This is a genomic window from Rhodovarius sp. (assembly GCF_040399605.1).
GTDB lineage: Bacteria > Pseudomonadota > Alphaproteobacteria > Acetobacterales > Acetobacteraceae > Rhodovarius > Rhodovarius crocodyli_A.
Genome location: NZ_JBBARU010000048.1, coordinates 16,561 through 27,715, shown reverse-complemented (window position 1 = coordinate 27,715; position 11,155 = coordinate 16,561). Strand labels below are relative to the sequence as shown.

15 protein-coding genes are annotated in these 11,155 nt (G+C 66.8%); 7 read left to right on the top strand and 8 right to left on the bottom strand.

The window, feature by feature from the left end:
* On the bottom strand, nt 1-313 hold a 313-nt coding region (locus tag ABWP84_RS12690; protein WP_353212404.1), incomplete at its 3' end, for a hypothetical protein.
* Nucleotides 314-347: 34 nt separating this feature from the next.
* Here ABWP84_RS12690 and ABWP84_RS12685 point away from each other — a divergent pair.
* Nucleotides 348-986 carry a hypothetical protein gene (locus ABWP84_RS12685; RefSeq protein WP_353212403.1) on the top strand — a complete coding sequence of 213 codons (639 nt, stop codon included), beginning with the start codon at nt 348-350 and terminating at the stop codon, nt 984-986.
* 46 nt (nt 987-1,032) lie between these two features.
* Here the strand turns inward: ABWP84_RS12685 and tsaD are convergent, their stop codons facing one another.
* A complete protein-coding gene (gene tsaD, locus ABWP84_RS12680) occupies nt 1,033-2,052 on the bottom strand; it encodes a tRNA (adenosine(37)-N6)-threonylcarbamoyltransferase complex transferase subunit TsaD (RefSeq protein WP_353212402.1) in 1,020 nt (339 codons plus the stop codon).
* A gap of 25 nt (nt 2,053-2,077) precedes the next feature.
* Between tsaD and hemC the strand changes: the two genes are divergently transcribed.
* The 5 genes from hemC to ABWP84_RS12655 all read left to right on the top strand — a co-directional run bounded on the left by hemC (nt 2,078) and on the right by ABWP84_RS12655 (nt 5,415).
* Complete coding sequence (gene hemC, locus ABWP84_RS12675) at nt 2,078-3,070, top strand: hydroxymethylbilane synthase (RefSeq protein WP_353212401.1); 993 nt, start codon at nt 2,078-2,080, stop codon at nt 3,068-3,070.
* Nucleotides 3,063-3,767, top strand: a complete 705-nt coding sequence (locus tag ABWP84_RS12670) for a uroporphyrinogen-III synthase (RefSeq protein ID WP_353212400.1) — start codon at nt 3,063-3,065, stop codon at nt 3,765-3,767. The genes hemC and ABWP84_RS12670 overlap by 8 nt, the downstream gene beginning before the upstream one ends.
* A 74-nt stretch (nt 3,768-3,841) precedes the next feature.
* On the top strand, nt 3,842-4,600 hold the full coding sequence (locus tag ABWP84_RS12665; protein WP_353212399.1) for a hypothetical protein: 759 nt from the start codon (nt 3,842-3,844) through the stop codon (nt 4,598-4,600).
* 99 nt (nt 4,601-4,699) lie between these two features.
* The gene (locus ABWP84_RS12660) at nt 4,700-5,014 is read left to right on the top strand and encodes an integration host factor subunit alpha (RefSeq protein WP_353212398.1); all 315 of its coding nucleotides are present in this window, start codon (nt 4,700-4,702) and stop codon (nt 5,012-5,014) included.
* Entirely contained in the window at nt 5,011-5,415 is a 405-nt protein-coding gene (locus ABWP84_RS12655) for a MerR family transcriptional regulator (protein ID WP_408904269.1), read from the top strand. Before ABWP84_RS12660 ends, ABWP84_RS12655 begins: the two co-directional genes overlap by 4 nt.
* Nucleotides 5,416-5,525: 110 nt before the next feature.
* On the opposite strand, the gene ABWP84_RS12650 is transcribed toward ABWP84_RS12655, so the two are convergent.
* The 6 genes from ABWP84_RS12650 to ndk all read right to left on the bottom strand — a co-directional run bounded on the left by ABWP84_RS12650 (nt 5,526) and on the right by ndk (nt 9,700).
* Nucleotides 5,526-6,479, bottom strand: a complete 954-nt coding sequence (locus ABWP84_RS12650) for a GDP-mannose 4,6-dehydratase (RefSeq protein WP_353212397.1) — start codon at nt 6,477-6,479, stop codon at nt 5,526-5,528.
* Nucleotides 6,480-6,486: 7 nt separating this feature from the next.
* Nucleotides 6,487-6,810 (bottom strand): NIPSNAP family protein, encoded by a 324-nt coding sequence (locus ABWP84_RS12645; RefSeq protein ID WP_353212396.1) that lies wholly within the window; start codon nt 6,808-6,810, stop codon nt 6,487-6,489.
* Nucleotides 6,811-6,988: 178 nt separating this feature from the next.
* Nucleotides 6,989-7,738 carry an aldolase/citrate lyase family protein gene (locus tag ABWP84_RS12640; RefSeq protein WP_353212395.1) on the bottom strand — a complete coding sequence of 250 codons (750 nt, stop codon included), beginning with the start codon at nt 7,736-7,738 and terminating at the stop codon, nt 6,989-6,991.
* A gap of 164 nt (nt 7,739-7,902) precedes the next feature.
* Nucleotides 7,903-8,811: an ion channel gene (locus ABWP84_RS12635; protein ID WP_353212394.1), complete on the bottom strand. Its 909-nt coding sequence runs from the start codon at nt 8,809-8,811 to the stop codon at nt 7,903-7,905.
* Nucleotides 8,804-9,178 (bottom strand): RidA family protein, encoded by a 375-nt coding sequence (locus ABWP84_RS12630; protein ID WP_353212393.1) that lies wholly within the window; start codon nt 9,176-9,178, stop codon nt 8,804-8,806. Before ABWP84_RS12630 ends, ABWP84_RS12635 begins: the two co-directional genes overlap by 8 nt.
* 99 nt (nt 9,179-9,277) lie before the next feature.
* Nucleotides 9,278-9,700, bottom strand: coding sequence for a nucleoside-diphosphate kinase (ndk, locus tag ABWP84_RS12625; RefSeq protein WP_353212392.1), 423 nt, complete (start codon nt 9,698-9,700; stop codon nt 9,278-9,280).
* A gap of 170 nt (nt 9,701-9,870) precedes the next feature.
* On the opposite strand from ndk, the gene ABWP84_RS12620 reads away from it, so the two are divergent.
* Complete coding sequence (locus ABWP84_RS12620) at nt 9,871-11,136, top strand: hydantoinase/carbamoylase family amidase (protein ID WP_353212391.1); 1,266 nt, start codon at nt 9,871-9,873, stop codon at nt 11,134-11,136.
* The last annotated feature ends 19 nt before the right edge of the window (nt 11,137-11,155 follow it).

Genomic DNA, 11,155 nt, shown 5'->3' with positions numbered 1-11,155 from the left:
GGTCAAACAGCCGCTCGCCATCCGCCATCTCTATGGTCCAGCGCGACCAGGGCAGGGCGGCGGCGCGCACCGCGGCATGGCGCTGTGGCAAATGCAGCCGGAGCGCCTTCATCGCATTGGGCCCGACATTGAGGCCGGTGCCCGCCTCCGCCTCCTCGCCCGGCGCCAGCCGGTCAAAAGCATCGAGGGTGATGCCCCTGTGCCCCTGCAGCATCTCGGCCAGCAGGCTGCCGGCAACACCCGTTCCGATCACCGCGATGCGCATGATGTCTCTTTCCCACTCATCGCCGATCACATGCGGGTTTTGTGCCATTGCGAAAAACTGGGCCGGCCGCCATTTCTGGTGAATGCGACGAAGTTGCCTCGCCCTTATCCTGCTCCCGCTGGTGGCCTGTCAGGCGCCGATGATGCCCCCAGCGCGCGATGCTGCCCTCCAGCCCCTGCCGGACATCATCGGCAGCTATCACCGCGAAGGCCCCCCGGCTGTGCTGACCGTGCACGGCGCCCTGCGCGGCAGCTTCAACCCCTACCAACAGCCTGCCGGGCCAGGCCGGGGTGTGGTCGAGGTGCCCGAGCAATCCGACCCCTCGGGCGCGCCGGGGCCAGACAGCCCAGCCTTCGCCCTGGCCTTCGCCCAGGCGCTGGATGGCGCGCGGCTGGCCGCTAGCGCACGCCAGGTGCAGGTGAGCCTGCGCCATGGCTCCATCATCCGCCGCGACAATGAGACCCTGCTGCGCTGCTGGACGCTGGACACCACTGACCCCGGCCCCCCCAGCATCATGGTGCATTGCATGGGCAGCGTGGTGGACCGCTATGTGCAGATCATCCTGCGCACCGCCGATACCCCTGCGGAATGGCGCGCGGCGATTGAATTCGCCGCCGGTGCCCTCTTGGCCCTGCGCGCCTCCCCACCGCCCAATACCCCGCCCTTGCCCGCGCCTGAAGGCTATCGCCCCGTGCCCGGCCGCCCGGCCATGCGGATATGAGGCGCGTGGCACCCCGGCCATAGGCGATGAGAGGCGAGGGATTCTCTCAGGCCGAGGGCGCCAATTCCTCCAGCGGCCAGCGCGGCCGCGGCGCATGGTCAAAGCCATCCCTCAGCCCCGCGCGCAGGCGCAACAACCCCGCCCAGGCCACCATCACGGCATTATCGGTGCACAGCCGGATAGGCGGCGCCAGCAGCGGCAGCCCCGCCCGCATGGCCTCGCCCGCCAGGGCCTGCCGCACGGCGCCATTGGCGGCCACACCGCCAGCCACCACCAGCGCCGTGGCCTCGGGCATTATCCGCAGCGCATGGCGCACCCTATCGGCCAGCACATCGGCCACGGCGGCCTGAAAACCCGCGGCAATATCGGCCGGAGCAAAACCCTTCTGTACCGCGCGGGAGACTGCGGTCTTGAGGCCACTGAACGAAAAATCGCAGCCCGGCCGGCCCAGCAGCGGGCGGGGCAGGGGCACAGCGCGCGGGTCGCCGCGCGCGGCCAGCCGCTCCAGCGCCGGCCCACCCGGCCAGGGCAGCCCAAGCAGCTTGGCGGATTTGTCGAAGGCCTCGCCCACCGCATCATCCAGCGTGCTGCCAAGCCGGCGGTAATCCCCCAGCCCCCGCACCGCCACGCATTGGCAATGCCCGCCTGAGACTAGCAGCAGCAAATAGGGAAAGCGCGTGCCAGGCTCGGTCAGCATGGCGGTCAGGGCATGGGCTTCGAGGTGGTTCACCGCCACAAAAGGCAGCCCCTGCGCCATGGCAATGCCCTTCGCATAGGTGGCACCGACAATCAGCCCGCCGATCAGCCCCGGCCCCGCCGTCGCCGCCACCGCGCCGAGTTCGGCAAAGCCCAGCCCCGCCTCGGCCATCACGCCGCGCACCAGCCCGGGCAGCCGGGCCAGATGGGCGCGCGCCGCCACCTCGGGCACCACGCCGCCAAAGGGCGCGTGCTCCTGCAACTGCGAATACACCGCCTCGGCCAAAATCCGGCCATCCGCGTCCAGCACCGCGGCTGCGGTTTCGTCGCAGCTGGTTTCGATTCCGAGGATGGGTGCCCTTTTGTTCATTGTGTTGCGGTTCTATAGCCCCGCGATGTCAACCGCCACCTCCAGCCCCCAAGCTTCGCGCACGCATTCGGGCATGCCTGGTTTGCCGTTGCGCGTGGGCACCCGTGGCAGCCCGCTGGCGCTGGTACAGACAAGGGCGTTTCTCGAGCAGATCATGGCGGTCTGCCCGGTGCTGCGCGGGCTCGATGCGTTTCGCGAATACGCCATCGCCACCACCGGCGACGCCATCCAGAACCGCCCGCTATCGGAAATCGGCGGCAAAGGCCTTTTCGCCCGGGAAATCCATGAGGCGCTGCTCGATGGCCGGATCGATTTCGCGGTGCATTCGCTGAAGGATCTGGAGACCGAGCTGCCCGCCGGCGTGGTGCTGGCCTGCACCCTAAGGCGGGAGGATGCGCGCGATGTGCTGATCCTGCCCGAAGGCGAGGCCGACCCGGAAAACCCCTTCGCCAGCCTCCCCCAGGGCGCTTTGGTGGGCAGTGCCAGCCTCCGCCGCCAGGCCCAGCTTCTGGCGCTGCGGCCCGATCTGCGCGTCGAGACCATTCGCGGCAATGTGCAGACCCGGCTCGCCAAGGTCCGCTCGGGCGCCTTTGCCGGCTCGCTGCTCGCCCTTGCTGGGCTCAAGCGCCTGGGGCTGGAGGGCGAGGCAGCGGCCATCCTGGCCCCCGAGATCATGCTCCCCGCCGCCTGCCAGGGCATTGTGGGCGTCACCCTGCGCGCCCGCGACGCCGAATTGCATGAACTCCTCTCCGCGGTCGAGGATCCCAAGGCCCGCGCCGTCAGCCGGGCCGAGCGTGCGCTGCTCGCCGCACTCGATGGCAATTGCCGTACCCCCATTGGCGGCCATGCCCGGCTATTGCCCGATGGCCGGCTGCGACTGGATGGGCTGACGGCGCGCGCCGATGGCAGCTTCATCCTCCGCCGCTCAATCGAGGGCCAGGCCCAGGATGCCGTGGCGCTGGGTGAGGCGCTGGGCGCCGAGCTGCGCGCCGATAGCCCGGCCGATATCTTTGGCTGAAGCGCCGCCGCGCGGGGTGCTGGTCACCCGGCCCGAGCCCGGCTGCGCCGAGACCGCCGCCGCCGTGGCCAGGCTGGGCTGGCAGCCGGTGCTGGCTCCGGCCCTTCGGCTGCGCCCGCGCGCCCTGACGGTGGCCCCGGTGCAAGCCATGCTCATCACCAGCCGCGCCGCCGCCCCCGCCCTGCCGCTCGGCCCCCCGGTCTTCGCGGTGGGTGAAGCCAGTGCGGCGCAGGCCCGCGCGCATGGTCACACCCGCGTCACCGCGGCGGGTGGCGATGCTGCGGCGCTGCTGGCGCTGGTGCGGGCAAGGCTGCGCCCCGCCGATGGCCCGCTGCTGCTCGCGGTGGGGCAGGGCTATGCGATGGATCTGGCGCAAGCGCTGCGTTCGGCCGGTTTTATTGTGCTTCGCCGCCTGGCCTATGCCGCCGAACCCGCCGCAACCATGCCGGCCGCAGCCCAGGCGGCATTATATAACGATTTGGTATCGCAGGCGCTTTTCCTCTCGCCCCGCTCGGCGGCTTGTTGTATCACGCAATTGCGAGATGCTGGGCTCGCGGCGAGGGTTGCGTCTATTCGCGCCATCGCCATCAGCCCACGTGTCGCCCAGGTGCTGGCCGACCTGCCTTGGCGGGGAATCGAAGTGGCCAGCCGCCCGGACCATGACACCATGCTCCAGCTGCTAGGCCCCCACCGATGACCGAAACCTCCTCTCCCAGCATTGCCGCCCCAGCCAAAAACGGGAACAAGCTCCCTCGCTGGGCGCTTCCCGCCATGGGCGGCGTCTTGGTTGTGCTGCTGCTCATCATGGCCCTCCGCCCGGCCCAGAACCGCGCCGCGGGTGCCGATGAGGCCCGGCTGGCACAATTGGCTCAGCGACTGGAAACGATTGAAGGCCTAGTCGCCCGGCTTCCCGCCAGCGGCGCGACGGGCCAGGCAGCGGTCGCTGGCCCTAGCCCGCTCGAGCAATTGTTGGAGAGCCGCTTCGCCCAGGCCGAGACCGAGAGCAATCGCCGCATCGACGCCCGGCTTTCCACATCAGTGGCCGAATTGGAGCGCCGCTTCGGCCAGCTTGAGGCTCGCCTGCTCGCGCGGGTGACGGAGGAGGCGCTGCGCAACGCCCTCAATGCCGGTCGCCCGCTCGGCCCCATCCTCGCCATCATGCCCACGCCGCCCGCGCCGCTGCAGCGCTTTGCAACCGTGGGCGCGCCAACCCCCGCGCAGCTCAGCCAAGGCTTTGAAGAGGCAGCACGCGCCGCCCGCAGCGCCGCCCATGCCCGTATCGGCGTGGTCGAGACGGCCTGGTCGCATGTCAGCGCGATGGCCAGCCTTCGCCGCGCGCCGCAGACGCAATGGAGCAGCGCCGCTGAGGAAGAGATCAACGCCGCGCGGGTTGCCCTGGCCGCTGGTGACCTTGCAGGCGTCGCCCAGCGTATTTCGCGCCTGCCCACCGTCTCACAGCAGGCGATGGCGGAATGGCTCACGACGCTGCGCTCAGTGGCCGAGGCACGGTCGGCGCTGCGCGCCGGCTGAAGCCTCCGCGGCGGACTGCATTGAAAAGCAAAGGTTGACCTTTGGCCCATATAGGGGCTTTGCTGTCCTCACATACACTTGCAGGGCCTCAGTTCGACGATGCAAACACTCACCAGAGCGCAATTGGCTGAAGCTATCTATGCGGAAGTCGGCCTTTCCCGTAACGAATCCGCCGCCTTGCTGGAGGCGGTGCTGCTGCGCATGTCCGCGGCGCTGGGTCAGGGCCAGCCGGTGAAGATCTCCGCCTTTGGCACCTTCGCGGTGCGGCAGAAGGCCCAGCGCATTGGCCGCAATCCCAAGACCGGGGTGGAAGTGCCCATCACCCCACGCAAGGTGCTGAGCTTTCGTGCCAGCCAGATGCTCAAGGCGCGCATCAATCATGAGAAGCTGCCGCGTGCCGGGGCTGACGAATGACATTGCAGGCCGTCATGCCCGACCTGCAGCTTGAGCCGATCACCCCCGAACCCCGCGCCAAGAAGGCCGCACAGGCCTTCCGCACCATCAGTGAGGTGGCCGAGGAGCTGAACGTGCCGCAGCACGTGCTGCGTTTCTGGGAGGGCAAGTTCCCGCAGCTCAAGCCGCTTAAGCGCGGCGGCGGGCGGCGGTATTATCGGCCTGAGGATATCGCCTTGCTGCGGCGGATTTCCGGACTGCTCTATAGCCAGGGCTATACCATCAAGGGCGTGCAGCGGCTGCTGAGTGATGATGGCGCCGGCGTGGCCGGGGCCGATGCCACGCCCCAGGGTATTGATGCCGCCATGGCGGCACTCGATGCCGTGGCGGCCGAACTGCGCGACCTGCTGCGCAAGGCGTAACCCGCGCGTGGGGTGCGCCACGGCTCACTGCACAGGCTCTAAGCCTTTGTTTAGCCTGCATCTTTATCCGCTCAAACGATGCCGTTTGAGCGGATAAAGCTGCTCTAACGTCAGACCCGCGCCCGCCAATCCGTCAGCACATCATCCAACGTCGTCTCCCAGTCGATCATGGGCTGCCAGCCCAGCATAGCGTGGGCCCGCCCCGCATCGCCGAGCGAGCGGATGACGTCATTCGGCCTGAGCGCATGCGCCGCCTCCTCCACCCGGATCACCCTGTCCGAGCGGGCCAGCAGCCCGGCCAGAACATCGCCAATCCGCCGTGGCACCCCTGAGGCGATATTGAGCGCAACGCCATTGGGCAGCCTCTCCCATTGTGCCAGCGCCTGGGCATAGGCGGCGCAGACATCGCGCACATCAAGAAAATCCCGCCAGCGCTCCAAGGCCCCCACCGCCATCACCGGCGCCTGCCGCCCGGCCTCGATCAGCGCAATCTGCCGGGCGAAGGCGGCCACCGCATAACCCTCGGACTGGCCAGGGCCGACATGGTTCAATGGCCGCATCCGCACCACCGCCAGGCCCCGCAGCGCCATTTCGCCCAGCGCGATATCCGCCGCCGCCTTGGCCGCGGCATAAGGGTTGCCCGGTGCCAGCGGCGCATTTTCATCCAGCGCTACGCCCTGCTGGAAGCTCAGCCCATAAATCTCGCCGGTGGAGGCAAACAGCAGCCGGCATGCCGGCCGGGCCTCCATCAGCGCGGCACCAAGGTTGAGGGTGGCGGTGAGATTGGCCTCCCAGGTTGCCGCCACATCCTGAAAACTCTGCGCCACATTCGCCTGGGCACCCAGATGCACCACCGCATCAGGGGCAATCGCCGCCAATTGACCCGCCAACCCCGCCGCATCGGCAAGGTCGAGGGGCACGCTCTCATCCCAGCCCATCGCCGGGCGGCGATGGATGGCGGCGATCAGCCAGGCATCGCGAAAGGCCATACGCAGGGCATCGCGCAGATGGCTGCCCACGAAGCCTGCCGCGCCGGTGACCAAAATGCGCGCGCCCGGCGGCATGAAGCGCTCAGTCCTGCCACTTCACCGTCAGGAAGGGCGCAGGAATGAGCAGCTTGTTCTCCTGGGTGATGATCAGCGGCCGGGTCTTGCCAATATAGGCCTGCCAGGCCGGATCGGCACCCAGGCGGGCGCGCTTGGCGGCGCGCTCATCCAGGCTCTCATAGGCCCACATATGGATGACCTGATTGAGCGTGCCGAATTCGGTCTGATAATAACCCACCAGGCGGCCCAGAATGGGCTTCTGAATGGCCATGCCCTCGGTCTCATAGAGCTTGAGATACTGCCCGGCCGTGCCAGGATGCAGCGTGTAGGTGCGTTGTTCAACGAGCATGGTGTTCCGTTCCTTTGAATGACGAGAATGCTAGAGGATGTTGGGCCGGAGTGGAATCACCGCGCGGCGCGCCGGCCCATCCTGGCCCCGGCCATGGCCTCAACGCCGCGTGATCCAAGTATCGAGGGGCAGAGCCCTGTCGCTCTTTCCCCCGCCATCAGCGTTGTTCAGCCCCCTGTTAGCGCTTGATCCCGGTCAGCGCATTCTGGATCCCCGCCGCGGCCCAAGGTGCCCAGGGCATGGTGAAGAATTTGAACCCCTTATCGACAAAGAAATTCGGGTCCATCCCAGGCGGAATGAAATACATTCCCGCAGCGATCCCATGCTTCGCTGCCGTCTGTGCAATCTTATCAAGCGCGCGCTGATACGTGTCGCAGGCATAGTCCAGCGGCACATCGAGCTCGATAGACAGATCAGACGGGCCGATGAGCAGCACATCGACACCCGGAACAGAGGCGATGGCATCGAGGTTTTCCAGCGACTGCTTGGTCTCGATCATCGGCACGATAACGAGCTCGTTATTCACCGTATCAAGATAGTCGCGGTACCGATCAAACTCGCCCCACTCGCCGCGCACCCCGGCATTGCTGCGATTGCCGAGCGGGTAGTAACGGCAGGCGCGCACCATCGCCTCGGCCTCCGCACGCGTATTGACCATCGGCGCGATGATACCACGCGCCCCAGCATCAAGCGCGAAGCAGATCTGATCCGCCTGGTTGGCCGCGACGCGGATGATCGGCGCCGCCTGCTTGCCGCGCAGCGACTGAATAGCCGGCTGCAACTGCTTGATCTCCCATGGGGAATGCTGCGTGTCGAACAACATAAAGTCGAATCCGGCATCAGCGAGCATCGCCACATCCACGTTCGGCGCCCCCGCCGCACCGACGACCGTCTTGCCCGACTTGATGGTAGTCTTGATCGCGTTCATCTGACCTCGTGGCCTCCCAAAATGCTGCTTGTGTTCATTCCACCCATCGAAACTGCCGAGCATCCATCCGCAGTTTCGTTATGGAAACAAGGCTACCTACCATCCGACAGGCTTAGCAAGGCCGGCAGATGGAAGCGGGCAGCTCTCGCCCAGTGAGAGCAGTTTCAAGCCTTGCGGCTTCGCATGATTTCCGAAAAGCCGAAGAGCAGCAGCAATTGGCCCACCACCATCTCAATCGTCGCCAGAATCCGCACCCCATCATCTATCGGCAAGATGTCGCCATACCCCACCGTGGCGAGCGTCACGACGGAGAAATGCAGCGCCTCGGAAAAATCAAGCCGGCCCATATGCCCCAGCTTCTGGAATAGCGGCCCCTCACTGAGCGCATCGGCAATGCGATACAGGCAGCCAAAGCTCGTCGCCAATAGGGTGAAGAGGCTGACATAGGTCGCCATCGGCACGACGAGGAACCTGATGCGCGCCGTCACCATGGTCAGAATCGCCGCCACATCCACCAGCAACCGCACCACATCACGCACCGCGATGACCGAAATGACCGAGATCGCCGCCATGGCGATCATCAGCACCATGGTCTGGCTTTCCGGGCCTTGGCGATTGAATGGCGAGGCCATGGCCAGCACCCCCACCATGCCGCACATCAGCAGCCAGCGCATCACGCGCGGCAAATGCGTCAGATCGGCATCATCAAGGCCCCTGGAGGCCAGCGCCACCAACTCCCCCCGCTTGAGCCAGCAGGTGCTCACAAAGGCGGCCACGGGCATGAGAAAGCCAAAAGGCAGCGTCCAGCTGATGGCATGGGGAAAGGCGCTTCGGCCGATCACCACATAAAGGCACATATAGACTGCAAGCCCATTGGCCACGCCCAGGGCGAATAATGGCCCATGCGGAAACACCAGATAAAGCCCGCCCACGGCGAGGCCCGCCACCACCAGGGCCGCCACCGAGAAGAGCCAGCCATCACCACCCGCCGCCGCTGCCACCAGCAGCATCAGCCCCAGCGTCATCGCACCGCTGTGCAAGGCGGTGCGGCGTTGGGTGGGGTTTTCAGCCATCACGGCTCCCCGACGGCGCGGGGATGGCTGCAATGCCGGTGATCTCCACCCGCCAGGAAGGGTCAACCAGGGCTGCCTGAATGGTCATCCGCGCCGGCTTATTGCCCCGGTCCAGCCAGCGGTCCCAGGCGCGGTTCATCGCCGCCGCATCGGCAATATCAGCCAAAATAATGGTGGCGCTCAATAAATGCGCCTTATCCGTCCCCGCCGCCGCCAGCAAGGCGTCAATCTGGGCGAGAATATCGGCGGTCTGCCCCTCAGCATCGAGGCTGGCATCATCGGCCACCTGGCCGGCGAGGTAGAGCACCCCGTCATGCGCCACCGCGCCGCTGAGCCGCGTTTCCTCGGCGAATCGAATAATGCTCATGGCCTTGCCCCCGCGTCGCGTGTGTCAGGCGACAGCAGGCCACGCCATGGCCTGCCGATGCAATCCCTGATCACCCGCGCCGCGGCGGCGCGGCGCGTCTTACCCGACGATGTCGCAGCCGGCGAAGAAATACGCGATCTCAACCGCGGCATTTTCGGCGCTATCCGAGCCATGCACCGAATTCGCCTCGATGCTCTCGGCGAAGAGCTTGCGCACCGTGCCCTCAGCGGCATTGGCCGGGTTGGTCGCACCCATCAGGTCACGATGGGCGAGGACGGCATTCTCGCCTTCCAGCACCTGCACCACCACCGGGCCGGAGATCATGAAGCTGACCAGATCATTGAAAAAGCCGCGCTCGCGATGCACGCCATAAAAGCTCTCGGCCTGGGCGCGGGTCATATGGATGCGCTTTTGCGCCACGATCCGCAGGCCGGCCTTTTCATAGACGGCGTTGATCGCGCCGGTCAGGTTGCGCCGCGTCGCGTCGGGCTTGAGGATGGAGAAGGTGCGTTCGATGGCCATGCGAGTGATCCCTGCGTTTCGCGCCGGGCCATAACGGGGCGGGCCGCCGCGCGCAAGCCTGCCATGGCGTGAATTGGCGGCGTAACCGCCGCGGCCTTTCCACCCCCCGCCCGCTTGGCAGCGTCCCGTGCCGCGCTACCTTGGCCCCCCCCGCCCGCATGGAGGCCCATATGGCCACGAATCTTCGCCCCGATACCGCTCTCGCCGCCCGGCTTTTCGACGCCTTGCGGGAGAAAACCTTCGATGGCGTCGGCGTCACCCGCGAGGCCTATGGCCCGGGTGAGGAAATCGCCCATGCCCTGGTCCGTGCCGAGGCGGAAAAACTCGGCCTCGCCATCCATAATGATTTCGCCGGCAATATGTATATGACCCTGCCGGGCACCGACCGCACGCTGCCGCAGATCATTCTGGGCAGCCACCTCGATTCCGTCCCCCAAGGCGGCAATTACGATGGCGCGGCCGGGGTTCTCTGCGGCATGGCGGTGGTGGCGGGCATGGTGCAGGCGGGCTTTCAGCCGCGGCGCGACATCACCGTCATGGCCATCCGCGCCGAGGAGGGCGGTGCTTGGTTCCCCGGCCTGCCCGGCAGCCGCATGGCGCTGGGCAGCTACCCGGCGGAAAACCTCCAGGCCCTGCGCAAGGATAGCGGCCTCTCGCTCGAGCACCATATGCGCGCCCTGGGTTATGACCCCGATGCGGTGAAGGCCGGCCGCGCCGCGCTCGGCCCGCATAATGTCGCCGCCTATCTGGAACTGCATATCGAGCAGGGCCCGGTGCTCGACCATGAGGAAATCCCGCTGGGCATCGTCACCGCCCTGCCGGGCAATCGGAGGGTGCGGGCAGGGCGCATCAGAGGCGAATACAACCATTCGGGCGCCACACCACGGGCCTATCGGCATGACGCGGCGATGGCGCTGGCCGAATTCGCCCATAAGCTCGACCTCTATTGGGGCGTGCTGGACGCGAAGGGCAAGCCGATGGTGATGACCTTCTGCACCATCAACACCAATGACCAGGCGGGCTTCGGCAAGGTCCCGGGCGAGATCGATTTCTCGCTCGATGTGCGTAGCCCCCATATCGAAACGCTGGACCTGTTTTTCGCCGAGATCGACCGTCTGGCGGCCGAAATCGGCACCGCCCGTGGCGTGGCGATTGATGTGGTGGGCCGGGGCGAGAGTGCTGCCACGCCGATGGACCAGGCCATCCAGGATGGCGTGCGCGCCGCGGCCGAGGCGATGGGCGTGCGCTATAAGATCATGCCCTCGGGCGGTGGGCATGACGCCGCCTCCTTCGCCCAGGCTGGTATTCCCGCAGGCATGGTCTTCGTGCGCAACCAAAATGGCAGCCACACCCCGCTCGAGGCGATGCGGATGGAGGATTTCTCCCAGGCCGCCAGGGTGATTGCGGCATGGGCCGCCCGGGCGGGCAGTGCATGAAATAGCACCCAGGGGTAGT